This window comes from Stappia sp. (genome assembly GCF_048261845.1).
In the GTDB taxonomy this organism is placed as follows: Bacteria; Pseudomonadota; Alphaproteobacteria; order Rhizobiales; family Stappiaceae; genus Stappia.
In genome coordinates this window covers 24,258-50,110 of sequence record NZ_JBLXFR010000002.1, presented here as the reverse complement: position 1 = coordinate 50,110, position 25,853 = coordinate 24,258, and the positions used below count along the sequence as shown (strand labels likewise).

Below are 25,853 nucleotides of genomic sequence, written 5' to 3'. Positions count from 1 at the left end.
GTGTCTCCTTGCTGACCGTCCGTCCGGTCATGCCCGAAGAGGGCATGCCGGATGGCGATCGGATCTGTTGGCTTGCTTGGTCGAAAAAGGAAGCGCTGAAAACGCTCAGGCAGCCTTGCCGAGGGACTGCAGCTCGCGCACGAACGCCCAGTCGAGCCACGGCAGCAATGCCGTGACGTCGGAGGTCTCGACGGTCGCCCCGCACCAGATGCGGAAACCGCTTGGCGCGTCGCGATAGGCGCCGATGTCATGGGCAACACCGGCCTTGTCGAGCGCACCGGCCATCGCCTTGGCAAAGGCTGCCTGCGCGTCGGCATCGAGACCTGCGACACGGGGATCGACGATCCGCAGGCACACCGAAGTGTTCGACCGCGTTGCCGGGTCGCTGGCCAGGAAGTCCACCCAGCCGGTACGCGCCACCCAGTCGGCGACGGCCCCGGCATTGGCATCGGCGCGGGCGACCAGCGCCTCGAGCCCGCCGATGTCGCGTGCCCATTTCAGCGCGTCGATATAATCCTCAACGCAGAGCATGGACGGAGTGTTGATGGTTTCGCCTTTGAAGATGCCCTCGATCAGCTTGCCGCCCTTGGTCATGCGGAAGACCTTCGGCATCGGCCAGGCCGGCGTATGGCTCTCCAGCCGCTCCACGGCGCGCGGGCTCAGGATCAGCATGCCATGGGCAGCCTCCCCGCCCAGCACTTTCTGCCAGGAGAAGGTGACGACATCGAGCTTGGCGAAATCGAGCGGCTGGGCGAAGGCGGCCGAGGTGGCATCGCAGATCGTCAGCCCCTCGCGGTCGGCGGCAATCCAGTTCGCGTCGGGCACGCGCACGCCGGAGGTGGTTCCGTTCCAGGTGAAGATCACGTCACGGGAAAAGTCCGGCGTCGAAAGGTCGACGATCTCGCCGTAACCGGCTTCCAGGACGCGCACGTCTTCGAGGCGGAGCTGCTTGACGACATCCGTGACCCAGCCCGAGCCGAAGCTCTCCCACGCCAGAACGTCGACGCCCCGTGCGCCCAGAAGCGACCACATGGCCATTTCCATGGCGCCGGTGTCCGAGGCCGGAACGATGCCGATGCGGTAGTCGTCGGGAACCTGCAGGATCTGGCGGGTGAGGTCGATGGCCTCGGCAAGCTTGGCCTTGCCGGGCTTGGCCCGGTGCGAGCGGCCGAGAGGCGCGTCGGAAAGCGCTTCGGCGGACCAGCCGGGGCGCTTGGCGCAGGGACCTGAGGAGAAACGGGGATTTTCCGGCCGCACGGCCGGTTCGATATGCTGTGTCATGAACTATCCTTCCAGATAGGTGCCCCTCGTTGGGGAGGGGTGTCCCACGGACGGAGATAGCCGAAGTGACACGGGCCTGCAAGCGGTCAAAAAAACGGAGGAGGCATCCGGCAGGCGTGGCCCTGACGCGCCGGGGAAGAGGACCGGGCGGCTCGCGCCGGGCAGGAAATGAGCGCCTGCCTGTGTCTTTTTCCCGTGATTTCAAAGGCGAAACGACAACGGGGAACCGGGCTTGCACCCGGTTCCCCTGGATCTGGCGTTCCTGGCGGGAACGTGTCGCGAAACGGATCCCGCCTCGCCGCGCCGCCGATGACCGGCGGACGCGGGCCGGGATCAGTAGCGCGTGACGATCGGCTCTTCGATGAACGACGGGCCGGAATTGAACGTGTAACGCATGCCGACGCGGAACTCGTGAGCGGCAAGATCCTCGTAGCGGATCTTGTAGGACGGGTTGGCGCCGCCCGTGGAGAAGCTCTGCGAGTAGGCATTGCCGATGTTCAGATAGCGGTAGCCCGCATCGATCGACCAGTTCGGCGTGACCGCGTAGGACCCGCCCGCCATCAGCGCCCAGGAGAAGTTCCAGGTGCTGTCGCCCGGATAGGAGCCGGAGACACCGTTCGGGTTGGCGAACTTGATGTTGCTGGTCGTCACATAGGACGTACCGATGCCGGCGCCGACATAGGGCGTGAAACCGCCCCAGGTGCCGATGTCGATGTAACCGTTGACCAGCATGGTCAGCACGTCGATGTCGGCTGTCTCCGTGGAGAACCCGCCGACGCCGGCGCCGCCGCAGGGAGCCGCGCAAGGCGCATAGCCCGTGACCTTTGCCGGAAATTCATAGTCCAGCGTCAGGTCGCCGCGCAGGTAGTCGCTGAACCTGTAGCCGACACCAACACCGATCATGCCGGTATTGTTCATCTTCTCGTTGGAGAAAGACGTCGGGCCGTAAGCGACGCTCGGTGACTGGTACACCTTGTAGCCGATGTCGCCGCGCAAATACCAGCCGCCCGTAACAACCGGCACCTGCGGAACGTGCTCGATCACGGGGATCGGCATGTCTGCTGCATGGACGGCTGACGAGACGATCATCGCGACGCCAGCCAGGCAAAGTTTCTTGATATGGCTGCTCATGTCTCGGTCCTCGTTGAATGCGTCCGAACACTCTCTTTGCCGGCCGCTCACTTGAAACACGAGACTAGATTTGCTGAAAATGCTTAAGACGGGCTTAACCGTAATATTTAACCGTGATTTTTTACCTTAACGAAAAGTAAATAAAATTTCCTTCTTAGGCATACGGCAACATCTGTCCACTGTTCTTTGGGAATTGTTAACCATGCGAGCAAACGGACATGCCACCCGCCGCCGGAACGCGCCGGCCGGTCGCGCAGACCAACGGCCGCTTCAGGCAGCCGCGCGGGCCACTGCATCGGCGATCCTGTCGACGACCCCGGCCAGCACGTCCTGATTGTCGGCCTCGCCCATCACGCGGATCAGCGGTTCGGTGCCGGAGGCGCGGATGAGCAGGCGTCCGGAATTGCCGAGCGTCTTGCGTCCTTCCTCGATGGCCTGCTGCACGGACGGGTTGTCCAGCGGGGTCGCACCGGCGTAACGCACATTCTTGAGGATCTGGGGCACGGGATCGAAGCGACGGCAGACCTCGGAGACGGGCCGGCCCAGTTTCGAGACGCAGGCCAGCACCTGCAGTGCGGCAACAAGCCCGTCGCCGGTCGTCGCGAAATCGGACAGGACGATATGGCCGGACTGCTCGCCGCCGACATTGTAGCCGTGCTGGCGCATGTGCTCGACCACGTAGCGGTCACCGACCTGGGTGCGGGCCAGCGTCAGACCGAGACCACCCAGATAGCGCTCCAGGCCCAGATTGGACATCACCGTTGCAACGATACCGGAGGCCGCCAGGCGGCCATCCTCCAGCCACGACTGGGCAACCACCGCCATCAACTGGTCGCCGTCGACGACCCTGCCGTTCTCGTCGACGATGATCACCCGGTCGGCGTCCCCGTCGAGCGCGATACCGATATCGGCCCGCACCTCATGCACCTTCTGGCACAGCGCCTCGGTGTCGGTGGAACCGCATTTGAGATTGATGTTGTAACCGTCCGGGTCGACGCCGATGGCGATCACTTCCGCGCCCAGTTCCCACAGCACCTCGGGCGCCACCTTGTAGGCGGCGCCATTGGCGCAGTCGACGACGATCCTGAGGCCGGCCAGGCTCATCTCCCGCGGCAGCGTGCGCTTGGCGAACTCCACATAGCGATCGCGCATGCCGTCGATGCGCTTGGCCCGGCCAAGATCGGACGGTGCCGCAAGCTGGCCCGACAGGTCCTGGTCGATCAGTGCCTCGATCTCCTTCTCCACCGCGTCCGACAGCTTGTAGCCGTCCGGGCCGAAGAACTTGATGCCGTTGTCGTGATAGGGATTGTGCGAAGCGGAGATCATCACGCCGAGATCGGCGCGCACCGAGCGGGTCAGCATCGCAACGGCAGGCGTCGGCATCGGGCCGAGCAGCAGCACGTCGAGACCGACGGCGGTGAAGCCCGCGACCAGCGCGTTCTCGATCATGTAGCCGGAAAGCCGCGTGTCCTTGCCGATCACCACACGGTGACGATGCGAGCCGTTGCGGAACGACAGCCCCGCGGCCATGCCCACCTTGAGCGTGACGTCCGGTGTCATGGGTGCGCGATTGGCCGTGCCGCGAATGCCGTCGGTTCCGAAATACTTGCGTGTCATGTCGACCCTGTCGTTTCCCGTGGCTCCGGATGCCGCCGCGGCTGGAACCGCCTGCGACATTCCGGTCCGTCCTTCGCTCCCGCGCGATGCCGGACAGACCGCCGGACCCTGTCTCCGCGCGGCGCCTGCAGAAGCAGCACGCGCGGACCCTCCATGTATCACCATGCTCGCATGAAGAAGTTCAAAATTTGTTTTCGTTCGTAACAGTGCGCACAACGCGAACGCCCGGCAGGAGACCTGCCGGGCGTTGTTTCGATCGTCGCTCGCCGCGCGCTTGTCAACCTTGCGGCTGTGGCTCCATGCCGCCGGTCGGGGCGTCGCCCTCGCCGCGCCGTTTGGCGCCGGTCTTGGGCACGGCCGAGGCGCGCGCTGTCGGCTGGTCGTCGTCGGTGTCGCGCACCGGCGGCTTGCCGTCGAGCAGGCCCTTGATCTCGTCGCCGGACAGCGTCTCGTATTCGAGCAGGCCGTTGGCAATAACATGAAGCTGCTCTTCGTGCTCGGAGAGCACCCGTTTGGCGGTTTCATAGCCGGTGTTGACGAAGGACTTGATCTCGGCATCGACGATGCGCTGCGTATCCTCCGACACATGCTGGTTCTTGGCGACCGAATGACCGAGGAACACCTCCTCCTGGTTCTCGCCATAGAGCAGCGGACCGAGCTTGTCGGACATGCCGAACTGGGTCGCCATCGCCCGCGCCAGCTTGGTCGCCATCTGGATGTCGCCCGACGCGCCCGACGTCACCTTCTCGTAGCCGAAGATCATCTCCTCGGCGACGCGCCCGCCCATGGCAACGGCGAGATCCGCCTTGCACTTGGCCCGGGTCAGCGACACCTGGTCCTTCTCCGGCAGACGCATGACCATGCCGAGCGCCCGTCCGCGCGGAATGATGGTCGCCTTGTGGATCGGGTCGGAAGCCGGCATGTGCAGCGCGACAAGCGCGTGGCCGGCCTCGTGATAGGCGGTGAGCTTCTTCTCTTCCTCTGTCATCACCAGGGTGCGGCGTTCCGCACCCATCATGACCTTGTCCTTGGCGTCCTCGAATTCGGCCATGGTGACAAGCCGCTTGCCGCGCCGGGCGGCCAGCAGCGCCGCCTCGTTGACGAGGTTCATCAGGTCGGCGCCGGAAAAGCCCGGCGTTCCGCGCGCCAGCGTGCGCACATTGACGTCCGGTGCCAGCGGCACCTTGCGCATGTGCACCTTGAGGATCTTCTCGCGGCCGGTGACATCCGGGTTCGGCACGACGATCTGGCGGTCGAAACGGCCCGGACGCAACAAGGCCGGGTCGAGCACGTCCGGACGGTTGGTCGCGGCGATGATGATCACGCCCTCGTTCGGCTCGAAACCGTCCATCTCGACAAGCAGCTGGTTCAGCGTCTGCTCGCGCTCGTCATTGCCACCGCCAAGGCCGGCACCGCGATGACGGCCAACGGCGTCGATCTCGTCGATGAAGATGATGCAGGGCGCGTTCTTCTTCGCCTGCTCGAACATGTCGCGCACACGGCTGGCGCCGACACCGACGAACATCTCGACGAAATCGGAACCGGAAATGGTGAAGAAGGGCACGTTCGCCTCGCCGGCGACGGCGCGGGCAGTCAGCGTCTTGCCGGTGCCCGGAGGGCCGACCAGCAGCACGCCGCGCGGAATGCGGCCGCCCAGACGCTGGAACTTTTGCGGATCGCGCAGGAACTCGACGATCTCCTGCAGGTCTTCCTTGGCCTCGTCGATGCCGGCGACGTCCTCGAAGGTGACCCGGCCATGCGCCTCGGTCAGGAGCTTCGCCTTGGACTTGCCGAAACCCATCGCCTTGCCGCCGGCTCCGCCCTGCATCTGGCGCATCACAAAAATCCAGATGCCGAGGATGATCAGCATCGGGAACCACGAGATCAGCGCGCCGATGAGGGAGAAGCTCTCCTGCGGCGGACGCGCGGTGATGCTGACCCCCTTGGAGCGCAGGATCTCGATGTACTCGCCGGCGGATTCGGGCGCGTAGGACTGGAACGTGCCGCCGCTATTGTACTTGCCGAGGACCTGCTGACCCTGGATCGTCACTTCCCTGACATCGCCCTGTTCCGCCTGGTTCAGGAACTGGGAGAAGGGGATGGTGTTCGGTTCGGCCCGCTGGCCAGGGTTCTGGAACAGCTGGAAAAGAGCGATCAGCAGCAGGCCGATGATAACCCAGAGGGCGAAATTGCGAAAATTGGCGTTCATTAGCGGTTCCTTCGCCCCGCCCGAGCGGCGGTCTGCGCTGGGGACATGTTCTCTAAAGCCAAGATAGGTCCCGCAAGGGGGACTGCCAAGGCGGCGAAGGAGATTCGCATGCAACAGGTCTCATTTTTCTTAAATTTCATCGCGATCGAAGGGATTTGACACAAGTTCCCGCCGCCACGGGCTTTCCTCGTCCGCCAGTCTGGCCACCCTGACGCCCGGCGGCGGCGATCCGCCCAGCCCGGGACAATAGGCCGCATCCTCGGAAAGGCGCAGAAGAGGTGCCGCCTGGAACGCGGCGACCGGCCAGTCGTCGGCGACCGAACGCGGAAACGGCGAGGCCGCAAGCGGACCCAGTGCAGTGACTTCACAGGAGACCCCGGACGGCAGGACCAGTTCGAAGCGACGGTCGAAGACGAAGCGTCCCGGGCCGCTCGCCGCGAGCGGTGCGATCCCCTCGCGCCCGCTCTCTCGCCAGAAGAACACCGTCTCCCCGCGGCGGCGGGCGACGACCCCGGCAAGCGTCGACTGCACGGAAGGTCCGCGGGCAAGCCGCTCGGCAAGCCGCTCCAGCCGCTCCAGTCGCGGCGGATACGGGTCGCCGCCGATGGTCCGGAGCAGCCGCGCCAGCAACCTCAGCAGCACCTCCCGTGGCAGACCGGCGAGGCCCGCGACGTCCACCCGCGCCGGCCCGGCCGGATGGAACCTCGCGTGCCGGACAAGCGTCCGCCCGACAAGCTCGTCGAGTGCGGCCGCCGCGCGCCCCAGACGCGCCGCCGTCCGCCCCAGCGTTTCCGCGTCAAGCCCCTCTTCCGCAAGCTGCGGCATCAGCACCCGCATCCGGGTTCGCGTATAGGCGGCATCGTCGTTGGAAGGGTCCTCGCACCAGGAGACCCGCGCCGCCCGGCACGTTGCGACCAGCCGCTCCTTGGGAAAGCCGAGCAGTGGCCGCAGAACCGGGAGCGGCAGTCCCGCCTCGTCCTGCCAGACCGCAATCCCGTCCATGGCGGCAAGACCGTAGACGCCGCTTCCCCGCGCCAGTCGGATCAGGAAGGTTTCCGCCTGGTCGTCGAGATGATGGGCGAGCACCAGCGCCTCGGCGCGAAGCTCACGGCTGGCGGCGACGAGCAGCGCCTGTCGCGCGGCCCGCGCCGCGGCCTGGCGGTTGGAGGCGGGCTTGATCCCCGACCAGACGAGAATCCGGCAGGGCAGGCCCAGCCGCTCCGCGAGCGCTGCAACGCCCCGCGCCTCGCCGGCGGATTCGCGGCGCAAGGCGTGATCGACGGTCAGGATGTGAATTTCGGGTCCATCCGGCCTGCGCGCGCGCCATGAGGCGACCAGCAGCAGCAAGGCGGTGGAATCGGCGCCGCCCGAAATGGCAAGCGCAATGCAGGAATACCGCAGAAGAGGAGCGAGCGCGGCATCGGCCTCGTCGTCACCGACCGGCCGGCCGCGATCAGGCGCAGCCACCGCTCTGCTGTTGGGCCTGGGCTTCGGCGCGGATCGGGGTCGGCGCACCGGGATATTTTGTCAGCAGCTCGCTGAACGTCGCGCAGGCCGCATCGTTCTGGCCAATGCCCTTGAGCGAAAGCCCCAGCTTGAGCAGGCTGTCGGTGACCTTGCTGCTGTCGGGATAGTCCGTGTAGCTCTTCAGGAACGCATCCGCCGCGTCACGATACTGCTTGCGCGCGAAATAGCTCTCGCCAAGCCAGAACTGCGCATTGGCGGCAAGCGGATCGTTGGGGTGGGAGGACAGGAAGCGGGTAAAGCCTGCCTCGGCACCTGCATAATCCCCTGACAGCACCATGGCATAGGCCGCGTCATAGTCACCCCGGGGCGAGGAGACACCGGAAAGCGAGGCCGCGTCCAGCGTTCCGCTCGGCGCATTGGAAGGCCCGGCCCCCGGCAGGCCGGCATTGCCGATATCACCCGGCACTGCCGGATCGCCGCCGCCTGAGAACCCGCCGGACTGGCCTCTGGCAAGCGCGGAAAGATCAAGCGGCCCTGCACCGGTCCCCTGGTCCTGATCCTGATTCTGGCCATAGCCCCCGGACGCGGCAAAGTCCGCGTCCCCGCTGCCGGCTTCCGCCGGCAGCTGTCCAAGTGTTCCATTGGCGGGGCCGTAGCTTTCGCCACCGCCCTGCCCAGGCGCGATCCCGGCAACGGCTCCTCCGCCATTGCGCGCGTCGGACCGCTTGCCTCCGCCCTGCTCGAGCTGCTGCAACCGATACTCGTTGTCTTCCTGCATCCGCCGGATTGTGTCCTGCAGCTGCCGGATCTGGAAATTCAGCTGCTCCACCTGGCCGGTCAGATTTCGCATCTGCTCCTCGACCTGGTTGAGCCGCACTGCGGCCTCGCTGTCATCGCGCGAGCCGAAGAGCTGCGCCGAGGCCGGCGCCGGGGAAAGCGAAATGGCGAAGACGACCGCCACCGCGCAAAGTAGGCTTCTCGAGATCATGAATTTCAATCGCTTCATAGCTGTCCTCCGCCGTCGCAGCCGCGGCGGGTGCCGCAGGGCTGCCCGTGCGAACGCAATAGCACAGGGCGCCGCGACTTCGGCCAAATTTTGGCGCGCGGGTCGTCTCTTGCCGCCATCCGGACGGCAAATGCCGCAAGGAACGAAAAAAGCCGGAGCGGCGAACCGCTCCGGCTTGTTCAACTGCATCTGCCCGGGCGACGGCTCGCCGGCCGGGCATCGGGCGGAGCGTGTCGCTCCGCGCCGGTAAGTCCTAGCTGCCCGCGTTGTCCAGCACGGTCACCGCGCGACGGTTCTGCGTCCAGCAGCTCTCGTCGTTGCAGACCGCCACCGGACGCTCCTTGCCATAGGAGAGCGTCTTGATCCGGTTGCCCGGAATGCCACGCGCAACGAGATAGTTGCGCACCGCATCGGCCCGGCGAGCACCAAGCGCGATGTTGTACTGGCGCGTTCCGCGCTCGTCGGCGTGACCTTCGATGGTCACCGTATAGCGGCTGTAGCTGCGCAGCCACTGGGCCTGCTTGTCCAGGGTCGCCGTTGCCTGCGGCGCCAGCGTCGACTGGTCCTCGCCGAAGAACACCCGATCACCCACATTGACCACGAAGTCCTGGCCCGTGCCGGGCTGCACATTGCCCGTCAGCCCGTCCGGCTTGGTCTGCGCGCAGGCTGCGAGCAGCATCGCGCCTGCGACAACGGAGGCAATGCGCGCGCCACGGCTTCGCATCCCGAAATTCATCATGAAACCACACTCCTGATCCCCACCGCCCCGACAGGGTAAACGCTTCTACAGCGAAACCGGTTAAGCACACGTTCACCGGTATGGTTAACGTTTTGTTGCGCGCCTCGTGCGGATGGACTCCGCAAGCCTATCGTGCGCGCCTCATTCCAGCAAGGGAGACCAGGCCGGGTCCGAGCCGAAGGCCGGCGTCGGCAGGCGCTGCTCGTTGTAGCCGGTGAGATCCACCGTCCACAGCTGCGGCCCTCCATTGGCGCCCGGCGTGTCGCGGAAGAACACCAGCACGCGGCCGTTCGGGGCCCAGGCCGGTCCCTCGTTGTGATAGCCCTCGGTAAGCACCCGCTCTCCGGATCCGTCCGGTTTCATCACGCCGATCATGAACCGGCCCTGATGCATCTTGGTGAAGGCAACGAGATCGCCCCGCGGCGACCAGACCGGCGTCGAGTAGCGGCCCGGTCCGAAGCTGATGCGCTGCGGGTTCCCGCCACCAGCATCCATCACGTAAAGCTGCTGGGTGCCGCCGCGGTCGGACTCAAAGACAATCCGCTGGCCGTCCGGCGAATAGGACGGGCTCGTGTCGATGGCCGGCGTGTTGGTCAGCCGCGTGGTGCGCCGCGAGCGCAGGTCCATCTCGAAGATGTTGGCGTTGCCGCCCTGTTGCAGGCTCATCGCCACGCGCTGGCCATCCGGCGAGAAACGCGGCGCGAAGGTCATGCCGGGGAAATTGCCGACCACCTCGCGCTGCCCCGTCTCGATGTTCAGCAGATAGACGCGCGGGTCCGATCCGGCATAGGCCATGTAGGTGACTTCCTGACGCGAGGGCGAGAAGCGTGGCGTCAGCACCAGCTCGTCGCCCTTGGTGAGGTAGCGCACATTGGCGCCGTCCTGGTCCATGATCGCGAGCCGCTTGACGCGCTTGTCCTTGGTTCCGGTCTCGTCGATGAACACGATGCGGGTATCGAAATAGCCCTTTTCGCCGGTCAGTCGCTCATAGATCGCGTCGGCGATGATATGCGCCATGCGCCGCCAGTTGTCGGAGGTCGTGTAGAACTGCTGTCCGAGCATCTGCTGGCCGGCGAAGACGTCCCAGAGACGGAACTCGGCGCGAATGCGCCCGTCGGACTGGCGCTCGATCGCCCCCACGACCAGCGCCTGCGCGCCGATCGGGCGCCAAGAGGCGAATTGCGGCGGCGTGCTGACGTTGACATTCGTTTCGATGAAGCTTGCCGGATCGAGCGGCCGGAACAGGCCCGAGCGGGTCAGGTCGGCCTTGATGACATCCGTGATGTCGTTCGCCAGCTTCTCCTCGCCGCCGGCTCCGGAAAAGGCCGGGAGCGCGATCGGAAGCGGCTCGATATTGCCCTGCGTGATGTCGATCTCCACCACGGCGGCAGCACGAGGCACCGGCAGCAGGCCGCTGCCCCACAGCACCGCCGCGAGAAGAAGGACGGCTGCGCGCGCGGCGCGCCGGGCCAGGCTGGCGGGTGCCGGTCTGATCATCGCTCTCAGCTCCATCAATCGTGGTTCCCCGGTCGGTTCCAGACGCGCCCTGCGGGCACGCGTGGTCAGACCCATCGCCTTGAAATCCGTCATTTTCACGCCTTTCGCGCGTCCTCTTGCGGGCACGTCCTCCGCAAATCCGGACGCTCTTCCCCGCAAACGGGCGGCCCGTCTCTGTAGCACAGGCCAAAAGACAGCCGAAATTCCGGGCATCGCATCACGCACGTCGCCACTCCTATCCGCCAAGCAGTTCGCGCGGATCGAAATTGATGATGACCTCGCGCCATGCGTCATATTTTTCCGCCGGCAGCGAATAGGGAGCGCAGCGCAGAACGGCGCGCCGCGCGCTTTCGGACGCAATGCCGAACGTCGGGTTGGAGCTCGAATTCATCACCTCGGGCCGCTGGTCGACCTCGCCCGCCGGCGTCAGGAACACCTTCAGCCGCACATTCAGGTCGCCGGCACCGGCCGCGCCCGCCGGCGGATTCCAGCAGCGCGAGATCTGGCCGCGCAAGGCATCGAGTTCCGATTGGCTCATCGTCACGCCGCTCTGGCCGAGGCGACTGCCGAGCGAGGCGGGCGTCTCGGTCTGCGAGGTGGCTCCGCCCGCCGGATCGACCTTGTTGAGCAGGGCCGCGATCTGGTTCGGGTTGAAATCGTCGCGCTTCGGCTCCTGACGCGGAGGCGGCGTCGGCTTGGTGCGTGGCCGCACCGATGGCGGCGGCGGCGGCGTTTCCGCGACTTTCTTCTCCGGCTCGGGAGCGGGGGCCGGTTCCGGCTCCGCCTTGGGCGGCTCCGGGGCAGGCGGCTCCGGTGCGGGCGGCGTCGGCGTGGGAGGTGTCGGTGTCGCGGGTACCGGCGGTGCGGGCGTGGGATCTGGCGTCGGGGCCGGCGGAGGCGTTGGTTCGGGCGTCGCCTGACGCGGCTTGGCCGCCGTCTTTTCCGCAGGCTTTTCCTCCGGCTCCGGTTCCTTGACCGGCTTTTCGGACGGCTTGGTCGCCTCGACTTCGCGAATCTCGGCGGTTTTCTCGCCGATGCGCAAACGGGTCAGTTCCGAGATCGGCACCAGATCGACCGGCAGGCTGTCGACCGGCGGGATGTCGAACGGTTTCGCATCGGGGAACGACACCACTCCCCAAAGCAGCACGACGAGATGGCCGGCAGTCGATGCGATCAGCCCGACGCGCATGGGTTTACTGCTGCTCCTCGAGCGTCACGAGGCCAAGCCGCTTGTAGCCGGCCGCGTTGATGCGCCCCATCACCCGCATGATCGTTCCGTAGTCCGCATTCGCATCGCCGCGCACGAAGATACGCTCCTCGTAGCCGTTGGCGGCGATCGCCTCCAGCTTCGGGATGACCTCCTCGGCGGCGATCTCCGTATCCTGAATGTAGATCCGCCCGTCGGCGGCGACGGAAATCGTGATCGGCTCGGTCGCGCCTTCCAGCGGCTTGGCCTGCGTTTCCGGCAGGTCGAGCGGCACGCCGACGGTGAGCAACGGCGCAGCCACCATGAAGATGATGAGCAACACCAGCATCACGTCGACGAAGGGCGTAACGTTGATCTCGCTCATCGGCTGCTGACGCCGCCGGCGACGGCGACGTCCGCTACCCTGGGCGCCTGCGCCCCCGGCCTGCATGCCCATCGGCTCAGCTCCTCTCGTCGATCTGGCGCGACAGGATGGCGGAGAACTCGTCGGCGAAGCCTTCCATGCGGGCGGACAGCTTGCCGGCATCGGCGGACAGCTTGTTGTAGGCGATCACCGCCGGGATGGCGGCCAGCAAGCCCAGCGCGGTGGCGAGCAGTGCCTCGGCGATGCCCGGCGCCACGACCGCAAGGTTGGTGTTCTTCGACGCGGCGATCGCCTGGAAGCTGGTCATGATGCCCCAGACGGTTCCGAACAGGCCGATGAAGGGCGCCGCCGAACCGACGGTGGCCAGGACCAGGAGGCGCGCCTCGAGGCGCTCGGCCTCACGCGCAATGGTCACGTCCATCACCCGGTCGATGCGCTGCTGCAGGCTGGCGATCGCCGGCCGCGCGCCTTCATGGCTGCGTTTCCACTCGCGCATCGCGGCGATGAACAAGGCCGCCATCGAGTGATTGGCGCGACCGGAAAGCGTGCGATAGAGCTCCTCCAGCGACTGGCCGGACCAGAACACCGTCTCGAAACGGTTCATCTGGCGCTTGGTGCGCGTATAGAGAAGCCACTTGTCGACGATGATCGCCCAACACCAGATCGAGGCGATCACAAGCCCGAACATCACGAGCTTGACCACCAGATGCGCCTGCAGGAAGAGCGCGAAGAAGGACATGTCGCCCTGCGGAGCCGCGAGGGTCGTTTGTGCTAGTTCCACGGGATTCATCTAATTCTGGACCTCTTGCCCGATACCAATGGCGCACATGCCGGATCGGTTGCCGGTTGCCCTCAAGATCGGGCCAGTCGTGTGTCCGCTAGATCGAACGCCTGCATGGCGACCGATTTTGGCGAAACTGGGACTGTTTCCCCCGAAAACCAGCGGCATTAAGCAGCCGTTAGGGTTACTGTCGCGTTAAGATGCGCATATGTCGGCTGCCGAGAGCCGGGCGGCAAGCGCTTCGGGAAGCCGCCGTGGCCGCCCCTCGGGCGAAATCACCGCGACGGTGACACGCGCCGTGAACAAAGCCGCGCCGCCTCGCCGCACGTCCTGCGCCAGCACGATGCGCGCGCCGCGCGCCTCTTCCAGCCGCGTCACCACTTCGAGCAGGTCGTCGATGCGGGCCGGAGCGAGAAAGTCGACCTCCATGCGCCGCACGGCAAATGCCAGCGGTTCGCCATGGTCACCTTCCTGCAGCGCGCGGTGATGGATGCCGCAAAGCCGCAGGAAGTCGGACCGGCCCCGTTCGGCGAATTTCAGATAGGCGGCGTGATAGACGACGCCGGTGAAATCGGTGTCCTCGTAATAGACCCTCAGCGCCAATACGTGCCGCCCGGCCTCGAGACGCCCGGAGATATCCGGCCAGTCTTCCGCCAGCCGGTCGCCGCCCGGCAAGCCGCCGGCCCTTTCGTCAGGTGTCATCGTCATCGGTGAACAGCCCCATCTGCGGCATGGCCTCGCCACCCGGAACGGCAAGGCCCAGATGCTTGAACGCCTGCGGCGTCAGGATCCGCCCGCGCGGCGTGCGCTGGATATAGCCCTGCTGGATCAGGTAGGGCTCGACGATCTCCTCGATCGCGTCGCGCGGTTCGGAAAGCGCTGCGGCAATGGTCTCGATGCCGACCGGTCCGCCGCCGAATTTCAGCGCGATCTGGTTGAGATAGCGGCGGTCGAGCTGGTCGAGACCGGCACTGTCCACCTCCAGCTGGGTGAGCGCCTTGTCGGCGATCCCCGCGTCAACCTTCTCCTGTCCCGCAACGACGGCGAAATCACGCACCCGGCGCAGCAGCCGGCCGGCAATGCGCGGCGGGCCGCGGGCGCGCCGGGCGGTCTCGCGCGCCCCGTCCTCGCTCCTGCCGAGGCCGAGAATACGCGCGCCGCGCGTGACGATCAGCTCCAGCTCTTCGGCGGTATAGAATTGCAACCGCACCGGAATGCCGAACCGGTCGCGCAGGGGCGTCGTCAGGAGGCCGATGCGGGTTGTCGCGGCGACCAGCGTGAACCGCGCAAGATCGATCTTCACCGAGCGCGCTGCCGGCCCCTCGCCGATGATCAGGTCGAGCTGGAAATCCTCCATCGCCGGATAGAGCACCTCCTCGACCGCCGGGCTGAGCCGGTGGATCTCGTCGATGAAGAGCACATCGCGGTCTTCCAGATTGGTCAGCAGCGCGGCCAGGTCGCCCGCCTTGGCGATGACCGGGCCGGACGTGGCGCGGAAGTTGACGCCGAGCTCGCGCGCCATGATCTGGGCAAGTGTGGTCTTGCCGAGGCCCGGCGGCCCGACGAACAGCACGTGATCGAGCGCCTCGCCCCGCGCCTTGGCCGCCCCGATAAAGACCTTGAGGTTGGCGCGCGCCTGCGCCTGGCCGACGAAATCGTCGAGCACCTGCGGGCGCATCGTCGTGTCGATCTCGTCGCCGCGCACCTCCGGCGTGACGAGGCGGTCCCCGTCCTCGCTCATTTGGACAGTTCCTTGAGCCCGAGCCGGATCAGCGTCGAGGCCTCAGCCTCCTCGCCTGCGCTCTTCACGGCGGCGGAAACCGCCGCGCTGGCCTGCGCCGGCTGATAACCGAGATTGACCAGCGCCGAGACGGCATCACCGACGGCCGTCGGAACCGCCGCCTTGGCCTGCTGCGCGGCGGAGATCGTGCCCGTGTCGACACTGGCAAAGGCGGGCGCCTTGCTCTTCAGTTCCGTGACGATGCGTTCCGCCACACGCTTGCCGATGCCCGGCGCCCGGGCAATCTGCGCCGTATCGCCCAGCGCGATCGCATTGGCGATCTCGGACGCCTTCATCACGCCGAGGGCCGCCAGCGCCACCTTGGCGCCAACGCCCTGCACCGTCATCAGAAGCTGGAACCAGGCCTTGTCGGCGCGCGAGCCGAAGCCGTAGAGGCGGATCATGTCCTCGCGCACCATGGTCTCGATATGGAGCTCCGCCGCTTCCCCCGGGGAGGGCAGGCCCTGCAGCACCCGCACCGGCGCATAGACAAGATAGCCGACGCCCCCGACATCCAGGATCAGGTGGTCGTCGCCGATCTCGTCGACCCGGCCCTTCAGCTTTCCGATCATGCGTGGCACCCGTTCCTGAGAAACCCGGTCGTCATTTCGCCAGCTTCTCCGCGATGCGCGCCGCCGCCGGGGTCACCCGGTGCTGCGCGTGACAGATGGCGATCGCGAGCGCATCGGCGGCGTCATCCGAGTTGAATGTCGCCTTCGGCATCAGGACCTTCACCATCATGCGGATCTGATCCTTTTCGGCATGGCCCGTGCCGACCACTGTCTTCTTGACGAGGTTCGGCGCGTATTCGGCAACGCCAAGTCCGTTGAGCGCGGGCACCAGCAGCGCGATGCCGCGCGCCTGGCCGAGTTTCAGCGTCGCCCCGGCATCCTTGTTGACGAAGGTCAGTTCCACCGCCGCCTCGTCGGGCGCCTGCCGTGCCAGCACATCCTGCAAGCCGTCATGCAGCTGACGAAGCCGGGCGGAAAGTTCCAGACGGTTGTCGGAGACCACCGTCCCGCTCGCCACGAAACCCATGCGGTTGCCCTCGACCACGATCACACCCCAGCCGGTGCGCCGAAGTCCGGGATCGATGCCGAGAATGCGAATCGCCGTTGCCATGGAACAAATCGGTAACGCCATTCGCGCGTCCTGACCAGCAGCGACATCGCCGACAGACGTTCACGGCCATCGCCGCGCAAGGGAACCGAGCGGTTCGAAAGAAGCCCCTCGCTTGCCTTTTCGCCGCCGGAATGCAAGCTGGTTGCGGCCCGCGCGGCAGGGCCGCGGCCCCCTTGCCCGTCCCGTCTTGCGCCCCGTTCCCGCCAGAAGTCCGTGCCCGCCAGAAATCCGGTCCCGATCCCTGATGCTTCAGTTTCTCGCAGACCTTGCGGCTCACCTGCCGGATATGCCGGTTCTCGTCCTGCTTGCCGCCGCGATCCTCATTGCCGGCCTTGTGCGCGGCTTTTCCGGTTTCGGCGCGGCGATGATCTTCATGCCGGTCGCCTCCACGGTGATAGAACCGCGCGCGGCCGCAGCCGGGTTCCTGGTGCTCGACGCCCTCGTGACGCTGCCTTTGCTCTTCGGCGCGATACGCCGCTGCGACTGGGCCACCGTGCTGCCCGTCAGCCTGTCGGCAATGGCGGTCGTTCCTGTCGGCGCGGCGATACTGGCGCACGCCGACACCACGGTTCTGCGCTGGGTTCTGTCGGCGATCGTTCTCGCCGCTGTCGCGATACTGCTCCTGGGCTGGCGCTACAGCGGGCGGCCGAGGCTGGCCGCCTCGCTTGGCGTCGGCGCTGCCGCCGGCCTGCTCTCGGGCGTGTCGCAGGTCGCCGCTCCGCCGGTGGTCGTGTTCTGGGCTGCCGGCCCCAACCCGCCGCAGACCATCCGGGCCAACCTGATCGTGTTCTTCGCCATCGTCAGCCTGTCGGCCTTTGCCGCGTTCTATCTGAACGGCTTCTACGACACGGGCGTGGTGGTTCTGGTTGCAGCACTTGCCCCGGTCTACGGACTGGGCATCCTCGCCGGGGCGCGGCTCTTCGGCACCGCGGCGCCGGCCGTTTACCGGCCGGTCGCCTATGGCATCATCCTGCTCGCCGCCATTTCCAGCCTTCCCGCGCTCGACACGTGGCTGCGCTGACGCGGGAAGGCTGAAACCGCTTTCGGATGTTCTCAGGCCGCCCTGCGCCGCGACCGGACGCGTTCACGCCGACTGACCGGCCGTCCCAGTGCGACAACCGAACTTTCGCCCGTGCCGGAAGGAGGCATGTCGGGTTCGCCGGCAACGGGCTTGCGCCGGTGCCGGGCGAGGAAACTCCAGAACAGCAGGACCATCACCAGCGCAGCCCCGCTCACCAGAAGAACCGGTGTTCGCGCCGCGTCTTCAAGACCGGCAACGAACTGGAGCAGCAACCCGGCGGACACGGACACACCGGCCGCGAACGCAAGCGCGATGCCGACGGCAATGCTCTCGTGACGGGTCCAGGCCGGCGGCACGGCCCGATGATAGAAACGGCAAGCGACGGAAAACAGACCAACGATGGCGGCCAGCAGGCCGAGACCCCATGCAGCGCTCATCCCGAGCCTCCACGGAAGGGCGCAGCGAAGCCGCGGCGGCTCCGCCGCCACGCGCTCATGCGCCAATGCGGGCTTATGTGGCTCCGCTGCCCGGCATTCGAAAAGCCCCCCCGGCAAATTTATTTTCGGCTCCGGGAGACCGGTGTTCAATCGCCGGTCAGGCGGCGGTGAGGCTCGCCAGGGTTTCCTCGTCGACGTCGAAGTTGGAGTAGACGTTCTGCACGTCGTCATCGTCCTCAAGAAGGCCGATGAGCTTCAGCATGGTCTGCGCCTTGTCGGCATCGACAGGGGTGAGCGTCTGCGGCTTCCAGATGGTCTTGACGGTCTCGGCCTCGCCGAGCGAGGCCTCCAGCGCCTTGGAAACGTCGCCCAGGTCCTCGAAGGCACAGGTCACGACATGCGAGGTTTCATCGGACTGGACATCCTCCGCGCCCGCCTCGATCGCCGCCTCGAGGATCGCGTCGGCGCTGCCGGCCGCGGCCGGATAGACGATCTCCCCGACCCGGTCGAACATGAAGGCGACCGAGCCGGTCTCTCCCATCGAGCCACCGCACTTGGAGAAGTAGGAGCGCACGTTCGAGGCCGAGCGGTTGCGGTTGTCGGTCAGGATCTCGACGATCACCGCGACGCCGGCCGGGCCGTAGCCCTCGTAGCGCAGCTCCTCGTAATTGTCGCCCTCGCCCGCCTGCGACTTGTTGATCGCCCGCTGGATGTTGTCCTTGGGCATCGACTGCGCCTTGGCGTTCTGCACGGCGAGGCGCAGGCGCGGGTTGGCGTTGATGTCCGGCCCGCCCATCTTCGCCGCGACCGTGATCTCCTTCGACAGCTTGGAGAAGATCTTCGAGCGCACCGCGTCCTGGCGGCCCTTGCGGTGCATGATGTTCTTGAATTGGGAATGTCCGGCCATGTCGCTTCCTGGTTCGTGCTCGGGAACGCGGGCGGCATCGGCCGGGCTTGCGCCGGACGGACGCGGCATCCAGGCGCGTTCCTCCTGGAGTGGGTCCGGATCAGCGGGCATCCGGCCGGATGCCTCGAACTGATCCGCATTCAATGCTGCGGAACACCCTGGCCCGGCAAGGCCGGCGCTTGATGTTCCTGCGGACGAGAGGACGCACGACCGTCGGTCCGTGTCCAGTCCCGCCTGCAATCGTTCAAGATCGGCGCGTTATAGGCCCGGACCTTTCGAAAATCCAGCATTGGCATGTAGGTCGTGCCGCCGCCTCGCGGGCCGCGTCCCTCAGCCCTGGCCCCAGCTGGAGGGAAGAACCTGCGACAGGCGGCCGCCGATCCGCAGCGGCTCGATGGCAAGGGCAAGGCCCGTCCCCTCGTCGACTTCGACCGCGACCCCGCACACGCTCGCCTCGCCGGAGGCCGGCGTGAACCGTCCCGACGGGATCTTGCGCAGAAAGCGCGAGATCGGCTCGTCCTTCTCCATGCCGAGCACGGAATCATAGTCGCCGCACATGCCGGCATCGCTCATATAGGCGGTGCCCCCGGGCAGGATCTGGTGATCGGCCGTCGGCACATGGGTGTGGGTGCCCACGACCAGCGTCGCGCGTCCGTCGGCATAGTGGCCCATCGCCTGCTTCTCGCTGGTCGCCTCGGCATGCATGTCGATGACGATGGCATCGGCGACCCGGCCAAGCGGCGTCGCCTCCAGCACCCGGTCGACGGCGGTGAAGGGATCGTCGAGACTGTCCATGAAGACGCGGCCCATCACATTCATCACCAGGATCCGCGCGCCGTTTCGCGCCGTGAAGAGGTTGGCGCCGCGTCCCGGCGCCCCTGGCGGAAAGTTCAAGGGGCGCAGCAACCGGTCCTGCCGCTCGATATAGACCAGCGTGTCGCGCTGGTCCCACACATGGTTGCCGGTCGTCACCACGTCGGCGCCCGCGTCGAGCACATCCTGCAGGATCTCCTCGGTGATCCCGAACCCGGCGGCCGCGTTCTCGCCATTGACGATCACGAAGTCGATGCCGTGCCGGTCGACCAGCCGTGGCAGGGCATCAATCGCCGCCTGCCGGCCGCTGCGCCCGACAAGGTCTCCAAGAAACAACAACCGCATGCTCAGCCGTTCTCCGTAATGTCGATGAAACCCGTCTCGCTCAGGATCCGCTGCAGGCGGCGGTCATGCGCCTCCTCGGGCACCTCCTCCACCTGCTGGACGGAAAAGGCAATGCCGACGGTCATCGGCGGCGCGCCGCGGCGTGTCCCGATCGCGGCGATCGCCCGGTCGTAATAGCCCCGGCCGTAGCCGATCCGGGCCCCGCGCGCGTCGAAAGCGGCAAGCGGCACAAGCATGCAGTCGGGCACGAGTTCCTCCGCATCCGCCGGCGGCTCCACCGTGCCGAAGCCGGCTCTCACCAGTTCGCTCTCGCGGGTCAGCCGCCGGAACACGAGCTCGCCGTCGACGATCGCCGGCAGGCAAAGCGGGTGGCCGCGTGCTCTGAGCGCATCCATGAGCGGGCGGGGATCGATCTCGTCGCGGATCGGCCAGAACCCCGAAACCACGGCCCCGGCGGGAAACCGGAGCGCGTCGACCGCGTCGGCCAGATGCAGGCCCGCTTCGGCGCGAACGAGCGGCGGCAACTGTCCGCGCAGGCCGAGCGCCAGCTTGCGGCACGCGGCCTTAGCCAGCTTGACGGTCGAGGGTTCCCCGGCCCTGATTGCGGAGACGCTGGATTGTGGTGCGGGCGGGAAGCGGTCGGGGGCGGTCATGCGGCGCGCTCCGTGTCGGATCGGCAGGGAAACGGTTGGCACGGGAAGGGCGGCAGTCGCCCGGGACACGGGGTCCCCGGGGAGGACCCGGGAACCGGGTCTGCCGCATCGCGTCGCCGGATGCCCGAGGTCATGACGTGGCCACCTCGGCCGTTGGAGTTTGCAATCCCGGGAAACCTACTAAGTAGGTGGGCGCCGTGTCTCCCGGCCCACGGGCCGGGAAAGGAACAGCTCCCTAGGGATGCGTAAGGCCCCGGGGATATGTCTCCTGACGAACCGCGCAGCCACGCCGGTACCGATATAGGGATGGTTCGCCCCGATTGACAACACACGTTTTCGCATGCCGGCACCGCACCCGTCACGCGGCCGCCGTCAGGTCCGGCCCGCGCACCCGTTTCAGGCATCGGCCGGTCGCATCGACTGGGCGAGACTGTCGGCCAGCGCCTCGACCCGCTCGGCCGCCGTGACGATCTTGTCGGCGATCGCCGCATCGCCCCGTGCGTTGCGATCGAGCGCCGCCCTGCGGGCCTCGCGCAGGCTCTCCACCTCGTCCTGCAGCGCCGCGAGACGCCGCTCGCGCTCCGCCAGTTCGTCGGTCACCATGATCCCGGCCATCACGGTCAGCCGCAGGTCGCCGATCTCGCCGAAGCTGCCGCGCAGGCTGTCGATGGCGCTGTCGAAGCGTCGGGCAAGCGCGGTCAGCCGCTCCTCTTCCCCGTCGTCGCATGCCATCCGGAAGCTGCGCCCGTTGATCGTGACGATAATCTGCGCCATTGCCGCGTTCCCTTCGTCCGTCCTTCAACCGCCGTGGGTTTCAAGGACGGAACGGATCGATTCCATTGCCGAAACCAGACGCCGCGACACTTCGCGGTTGGCGTCTTCCAGGCGGGCGACACGCGTTTCCGCCGTGTCGAGCGTCGCGGCCAGCGACGAGCGGTCCTCACCCAGCCGTTGCAGTTCGTCCTGCAGTCCGTTCAAGGACATGTCCGCCTCGAGCCGGCGCTGGACGGCGGCGTCGAGCCGGTTCACCGCGCGCGCCAGCCGGTCGAGAGCCGCCTCGACACTTTGGCCGGGCGAAACGGACGGTCCCGAAAGACGGTGCTCGCCATCCTTCGTCATGCCCGATGTGTCGTCCATCGCGATCCCCGGTTGCCGCCAACTGCGTGCCTTGCTTTAAGGACGCGCGCGAAGCGCTTGTTAAAAGCCGCTATAGCATTCCTTTGCCCGCGATGCGAGATCGGCCGGCCGCCGGATGCATCTTCGCCGGTCGGCGCATGCAATCGGCAAGACTGCGCATTCCCGCCATCCGCTTTGTTGACTCGCCCAAGGTTCCTGATATTTGTCGGGCCGCCTCGGCAGGGGGTCGGCGGCGGCCGGTCCCGGCCACCGAAAAACCGACATTGCCGGCGGTCCAGCACCCCGGCCCGCGGTCGGATATCCGACGCGGCGCCCGCCTCTCCCGGGTAGAGCCGGAGACGCGGCACGGGGCGATCCAGCAGGGCGGCCGAAAGGCTGCCCGTATCAAGGACTTACATGCCCTTGCGGGCCGCCGACAGGGACGAACGGAACCAGATGACCGATCTCGACAAGCACAATCGCATGGCCAATGCGATCCGTTTCCTCGCAGCCGACGCCGTGGAAGCGGCCAAGTCCGGCCATCCCGGCCTGCCGATGGGCGCGGCCGATATCGCCACCGTGCTGTTCACGCAGGTCATGCACTACGACCCGACCCGGCCGGACTGGCCGGACCGTGACCGCTTCGTGCTGTCCGCGGGTCACGGCTCGATGCTGCTCTATGCCGTTCACTACCTGCTCGGCTCCGAGGACTTCACCCTCGACCAGATCAGGAATTTCCGGCAGATCGGCGCGCTGACCGCGGGCCACCCGGAATTCGGCCACGGCGCCGGCATCGAGACGACCACGGGTCCGCTCGGCCAGGGCCTCGCCAATGCGGTCGGCATGGCCATGTCCGAAAGGCATCTGCGCGAGACGTTCGGCGCGGACATCGTCGATCACCGCACCTATGTGCTGGCCGGCGACGGCTGCCTCATGGAGGGAATCAGCCAGGAGGCGATCTCGCTTGCCGGCCACCTGAAGCTCGACCGCCTCATCGTCATCTGGGACGACAACGGCATCTCCATCGACGGCAAGGTCTCGATCTCGGATTCCACCAACCAGATCGAGCGCTTCCAGGCGAGCGGCTGGAACACCGTCGCCATTGACGGCCACGACCCGGTGGCCATCGCCGCCGCCCTCAACGATGCGCGTGACAGCGACCGCCCGACCCTGATCGCGGCCAGGACGACCATCGGCTTTGGCGCGCCGAACAAGGCCGGCTCCGAGAAGGTGCACGGTTCGCCACTCGGCGCCGAGGAACTGGCCGCCACCCGCAAGGCGCTCGGCTGGACCCATGAGGCCTTCGACGTTCCCAGCGACATCATCGACGCCTGGCGGATCGCCGGGCTGCGCTCCGGCCAGACGCGCAAGGAATGGGAGAAGCGGCTCGCGGCGGCCGATCCGGAACTGCGCGGCGAGTTCGAGCGGCGCCTGCGCGGCGACCTCCCGGCCGTCTTTGCCGCCGAGATGGACAAGCTGAAGAAGCAGATCGCCCAGGACAAGCCTGTCATGGCGACGCGCAAGGCATCCGAATACGTGCTCGGCACCATCACCAGGGTCGTTCCCGAGACCATCGGCGGCTCGGCCGACCTGACCGGTTCCAACAACACCCGCACCGCCGACACGAAGGCGATCACCCCGGACGACTTCACCGGCCGCTATGTCCACTGGGGCATTCGCGAGCACGGGATGGCGGCTGCCATGAACGGCATGGCCCTGCATGGCGGCACGATCCCCTATTCCGGCACCTTCCTGGTGTTTTCCGACTATGCCCGCCCGGCGATGCGCCTTGCGGCCCTGATGGGGCAGCGCGTCATCCATGTGATGACCCATGACAGCATCGGCCTTGGCGAGGACGGCCCGACCCACCAGCCGGTCGAGCATTATGCCGCGTTGCGCGCCATTCCCAATCTCGACTTCTACCGCCCGGCGGACGTCACCGAGACGCTGGAATGCTGGCAGCTGGCGCTGGAGACCCCCGGCACGCCGAGCGTCCTGGCGCTGACCCGCCAGAACCTGCCGGCGGTGCGCAAGACCTACGAGGCGGAGAACCTCTCCGCGCGCGGCGCCTATGTCGTCGCGGACAGCGACGAGGCCCCGGCGGTGACCATCTTCGCCTCCGGCTCCGAGGTCGAGATCGCCCTCGCCGCACGCGAGGCGCTCGAGGCGGCCGGTACCGCCACCCGCGTCGTCTCGGTTCCCTGCATGGAACGCTTCGAGCGCCAGTCCCAGGACTACCAGGACGACATGATCGGCGGCGCCGGCGTCTGCGTCGCCGTCGAGGCAGGCATCCGTCAGGGCTGGGACCGCATCATCGGCCGGGACGGCATCTTCATCGGCATGACCGGCTTCGGCGCCAGCGGCCCCTACCAGCAGCTCTACAGCCACTTCGGCATCACCGCCGAGGCCGTTGTCGCGGCGGTCAACGCCCGGCTCCAGGCGATCTGAGAACATCGGACCGGGGCGGCCGCGTGCCGCCCCTCCTGCACGCAGTTGCCTCCACGCGCCCCCCGGTTGTAAGAACAGTCGATCATCGGGAGATCGACGCCGTGCCGCAGTCTGACGACAACCATCGCAACGTCGACAGCCTCTGGCGCAAGGTCGCCGAGCGGCCATGGATTCTCGCCGGCGCCGTTCTGGCCGCTCTTGTCCTGCTGCCACTGGCCGTCTGGCTTGATCTGCGCAACCTCTCCGATACGTCGCTGGCGATCCAGGCGCGCACCCTGAACGCCATGATCTCCGACATCCGGGCCTATTACGGCGCCAATGTCGTCGGCCGCGTCGAAAGTTTCGACGGCGACACGGTTGCCGTGCACAATTACGAGGACGTGCCGGGCGCGGTCCCGATCCCCGCCACGCTGTCGCTGGAGCTCGGCGGCGTCATCGCCGGCCGTGGCGGCGGCGATGTCAACTACCGTTTCGTCTCCGACCTGTCCTTTCAAAATCGCGCGTCCCACAGGCTGGATGCCTTCGAGGCCCGCGCCCTGGCCCGGTTCCGCGAGACACGCGCCCCCGATGACATTGCCTCCGAATTCACCGGCTCGCTGTTCGAACGCGAAATCCGCATGGCCGTGCCGGTCGTCATGGGTCAGGCCTGCGTTTCCTGCCACAACAGCCATCCCGAAAGCCCGAAACGCGACTGGCAGGTTGGCGACGTGCGCGGCATCCAGGCCATCACCGTTCACCAGCCGATCGCCAGGAACCTCTTTTCCTTCAAGTATCTCTTTCTCTACTTCGCCGGTGCCGGCACCTTCGGCATTGCCTTTGCCGGCCTGCAGTGGCGCCAGGCCAACGCCTTCCGGCGCATGAACGCCGAGCTGGAGGAGGCCAACGGCTTCCTCGCCTCGATTTCGATGAAGATCTCGAAATACCTCTCGCCGCAGATCTACAAGTCGATCTTCTCCGGCGAGAAGGACGTGGTGATCTCCACGGAGCGCAAGAAGCTCACCATCTTCTTCTCCGACATCAAGGACTTCACCGAGACGGCCGAGCATCTCCAGCCGGAGGAACTCACCAGCCTGCTCAACGAGTATTTCACCGAGATGTCCATCATCGCGCAGGCTCACGGCGCCACGGTCGACAAGTTCATCGGCGACGCGATCCTCGCCTTTTTCGGCGATCCGGAGACGCGCGGCGCGCGCGAGGATGCCAATGCCTGTCTGGACATGGCCATCGCCATGCAGCGGCGCATGGTGGAGTTGAAGGCGCAGTGGCACCGGCGCGGCATCGAAAAGCCCTTCGAGGTGCGCATGGGCATCAACACCGGGTATTGCAACGTCGGCAATTTCGGATCCGCCGACCGGATGGACTACACGATCATCGGTGCGGAGGCGAACCTCGCCGCCCGCCTGCAGGGCATCGCAGAGCCCGGCGGCATCGTCATCTCCTACGAGACCTGGGCCCATGTGCAGGACCGGGTGCGCGTCAGCCGGCTCGAGCCGATCACGCTGAAGGGCATTCCCGGCGAGATCGTGCCCTATGCGGGGGAGGGCCTGCACGACCTCGGCATGCTCGACCCGGCAACGATCACGGAGGAGGAGGAAGGACTGTTCCTCCGCCTCGACATCGGACGGCTCGACGCCGATGCGCGGCGCAAGGCCGAGGCCGTTCTGGAGAAGGCGCTTGGCGCGGTGCGGAGGCGCGACAATGGCGTTTGACACCGCGCGCAGGCGCGACAGGCGCGCCCGCGACAGATATATGTTGCCGGACCCCGTTGCATCCTTGACGAGGCTTCTGTAACCAGCGTTCGGGCGCCCTCGGACGGCGCTCCAATGACGACAAGAGCCGGACAGTTCCTTACCAGACGGTCGGGCTCCGCCAGTTCATCGCCCAAGGATGCGGTTCGCCGCCACAGGAGAGA

The 25,853-nt window shown here is 66.7% G+C and carries 24 protein-coding genes and 1 other RNA gene; 3 read left to right on the top strand and 22 right to left on the bottom strand.

Features of this window, described 5'->3' with window-relative positions:
- Positions 1-105: 105 nt before the first annotated feature.
- From ACN0T5_RS01590 to ruvC, 15 genes are all read right to left on the bottom strand, one after another.
- Positions 106-1,281, bottom strand: a complete 1,176-nt coding sequence (locus ACN0T5_RS01590) for a phosphoserine transaminase (RefSeq protein ID WP_417766864.1) — start codon at positions 1,279-1,281, stop codon at positions 106-108.
- Between the two features lie 333 nt (positions 1,282-1,614).
- On the bottom strand, positions 1,615-2,412 hold the full coding sequence (locus ACN0T5_RS01585; protein ID WP_417766863.1) for an outer membrane protein: 798 nt from the start codon (positions 2,410-2,412) through the stop codon (positions 1,615-1,617).
- 270 nt (positions 2,413-2,682) lie between these two features.
- Positions 2,683-4,029, bottom strand: a complete 1,347-nt coding sequence (glmM, locus tag ACN0T5_RS01580) for a phosphoglucosamine mutase (protein WP_417766862.1) — start codon at positions 4,027-4,029, stop codon at positions 2,683-2,685.
- A 277-nt stretch (positions 4,030-4,306) separates the two neighbouring features.
- The gene (ftsH, locus tag ACN0T5_RS01575) at positions 4,307-6,238 is read right to left on the bottom strand and encodes an ATP-dependent zinc metalloprotease FtsH (RefSeq protein ID WP_417766861.1); all 1,932 of its coding nucleotides are present in this window, start codon (positions 6,236-6,238) and stop codon (positions 4,307-4,309) included.
- A gap of 129 nt (positions 6,239-6,367) precedes the next feature.
- Positions 6,368-7,705, bottom strand: coding sequence for a tRNA lysidine(34) synthetase TilS (gene tilS / locus ACN0T5_RS01570; RefSeq protein WP_417766860.1), 1,338 nt, complete (start codon positions 7,703-7,705; stop codon positions 6,368-6,370).
- Entirely contained in the window at positions 7,692-8,711 is a 1,020-nt protein-coding gene (gene ybgF / locus ACN0T5_RS01565) for a tol-pal system protein YbgF (protein WP_417766859.1), read from the bottom strand. The genes tilS and ybgF overlap by 14 nt, the downstream gene beginning before the upstream one ends.
- 253 nt (positions 8,712-8,964) lie before the next feature.
- Positions 8,965-9,450 (bottom strand): peptidoglycan-associated lipoprotein Pal, encoded by a 486-nt coding sequence (gene pal / locus ACN0T5_RS01560; protein ID WP_417766858.1) that lies wholly within the window; start codon positions 9,448-9,450, stop codon positions 8,965-8,967.
- A 141-nt stretch (positions 9,451-9,591) separates the two neighbouring features.
- Entirely contained in the window at positions 9,592-10,947 is a 1,356-nt protein-coding gene (tolB, locus tag ACN0T5_RS01555) for a Tol-Pal system beta propeller repeat protein TolB (protein ID WP_417766857.1), read from the bottom strand.
- 235 nt (positions 10,948-11,182) lie between these two features.
- Positions 11,183-12,136, bottom strand: coding sequence for a cell envelope biogenesis protein TolA (locus ACN0T5_RS01550; RefSeq protein WP_417766856.1), 954 nt, complete (start codon positions 12,134-12,136; stop codon positions 11,183-11,185).
- Between the two features lie 4 nt (positions 12,137-12,140).
- Positions 12,141-12,590, bottom strand: coding sequence for a protein TolR (tolR, locus tag ACN0T5_RS01545; protein WP_417766855.1), 450 nt, complete (start codon positions 12,588-12,590; stop codon positions 12,141-12,143).
- A gap of 4 nt (positions 12,591-12,594) precedes the next feature.
- Entirely contained in the window at positions 12,595-13,308 is a 714-nt protein-coding gene (gene tolQ / locus ACN0T5_RS01540; RefSeq protein ID WP_306029088.1) for a protein TolQ, read from the bottom strand.
- A gap of 186 nt (positions 13,309-13,494) precedes the next feature.
- Complete coding sequence (gene ybgC / locus ACN0T5_RS01535; protein WP_417766854.1) at positions 13,495-14,007, bottom strand: tol-pal system-associated acyl-CoA thioesterase; 513 nt, start codon at positions 14,005-14,007, stop codon at positions 13,495-13,497.
- On the bottom strand, positions 13,991-15,040 hold the full coding sequence (gene ruvB / locus ACN0T5_RS01530; RefSeq protein ID WP_417766853.1) for a Holliday junction branch migration DNA helicase RuvB: 1,050 nt from the start codon (positions 15,038-15,040) through the stop codon (positions 13,991-13,993). Before ruvB ends, ybgC begins: the two co-directional genes overlap by 17 nt.
- Positions 15,037-15,651, bottom strand: coding sequence for a Holliday junction branch migration protein RuvA (gene ruvA / locus ACN0T5_RS01525; protein WP_417766852.1), 615 nt, complete (start codon positions 15,649-15,651; stop codon positions 15,037-15,039). The genes ruvB and ruvA overlap by 4 nt, the downstream gene beginning before the upstream one ends.
- Positions 15,652-15,682: 31 nt before the next feature.
- On the bottom strand, positions 15,683-16,201 hold the full coding sequence (ruvC, locus tag ACN0T5_RS01520; protein ID WP_417766851.1) for a crossover junction endodeoxyribonuclease RuvC: 519 nt from the start codon (positions 16,199-16,201) through the stop codon (positions 15,683-15,685).
- A 244-nt stretch (positions 16,202-16,445) separates the two neighbouring features.
- Between ruvC and ACN0T5_RS01515 the strand changes: the two genes are divergently transcribed.
- Positions 16,446-17,222, top strand: a complete 777-nt coding sequence (locus ACN0T5_RS01515; protein WP_417766850.1) for a sulfite exporter TauE/SafE family protein — start codon at positions 16,446-16,448, stop codon at positions 17,220-17,222.
- Positions 17,223-17,254: 32 nt separating this feature from the next.
- Here the strand turns inward: ACN0T5_RS01515 and ACN0T5_RS01510 are convergent, their stop codons facing one another.
- The 7 genes from ACN0T5_RS01510 to ACN0T5_RS01480 form a co-directional block, all read right to left on the bottom strand.
- On the bottom strand, positions 17,255-17,659 hold the full coding sequence (locus tag ACN0T5_RS01510; protein WP_417766849.1) for a hypothetical protein: 405 nt from the start codon (positions 17,657-17,659) through the stop codon (positions 17,255-17,257).
- Positions 17,660-17,816: 157 nt separating this feature from the next.
- Entirely contained in the window at positions 17,817-18,566 is a 750-nt protein-coding gene (locus ACN0T5_RS01505) for a YebC/PmpR family DNA-binding transcriptional regulator (RefSeq protein ID WP_306029094.1), read from the bottom strand.
- 330 nt (positions 18,567-18,896) lie between these two features.
- Entirely contained in the window at positions 18,897-19,724 is an 828-nt protein-coding gene (locus ACN0T5_RS01500) for a TIGR00282 family metallophosphoesterase (protein WP_417766848.1), read from the bottom strand.
- 2 nt (positions 19,725-19,726) lie between these two features.
- A complete protein-coding gene (locus ACN0T5_RS01495; RefSeq protein ID WP_417766847.1) occupies positions 19,727-20,377 on the bottom strand; it encodes a 5-formyltetrahydrofolate cyclo-ligase in 651 nt (216 codons plus the stop codon).
- A 134-nt stretch (positions 20,378-20,511) separates the two neighbouring features.
- Positions 20,512-20,667, bottom strand: a non-coding RNA gene (gene ssrS / locus ACN0T5_RS01490) — 6S RNA.
- Between the two features lie 106 nt (positions 20,668-20,773).
- Positions 20,774-21,151 carry a cell division protein ZapA gene (locus ACN0T5_RS01485; protein ID WP_417766846.1) on the bottom strand — a complete coding sequence of 126 codons (378 nt, stop codon included), beginning with the start codon at positions 21,149-21,151 and terminating at the stop codon, positions 20,774-20,776.
- A gap of 24 nt (positions 21,152-21,175) precedes the next feature.
- On the bottom strand, positions 21,176-21,514 hold the full coding sequence (locus tag ACN0T5_RS01480) for a DUF4164 domain-containing protein (protein ID WP_417766845.1): 339 nt from the start codon (positions 21,512-21,514) through the stop codon (positions 21,176-21,178).
- A 435-nt stretch (positions 21,515-21,949) separates the two neighbouring features.
- Between ACN0T5_RS01480 and tkt the strand changes: the two genes are divergently transcribed.
- Positions 21,950-23,941 (top strand): transketolase, encoded by a 1,992-nt coding sequence (gene tkt / locus ACN0T5_RS01475; RefSeq protein WP_417766844.1) that lies wholly within the window; start codon positions 21,950-21,952, stop codon positions 23,939-23,941.
- Positions 23,942-24,111: 170 nt separating this feature from the next.
- Positions 24,112-25,650, top strand: a complete 1,539-nt coding sequence (locus ACN0T5_RS01470; RefSeq protein WP_417766994.1) for an adenylate/guanylate cyclase domain-containing protein — start codon at positions 24,112-24,114, stop codon at positions 25,648-25,650.
- Positions 25,651-25,853: the final 203 nt, after the last annotated feature.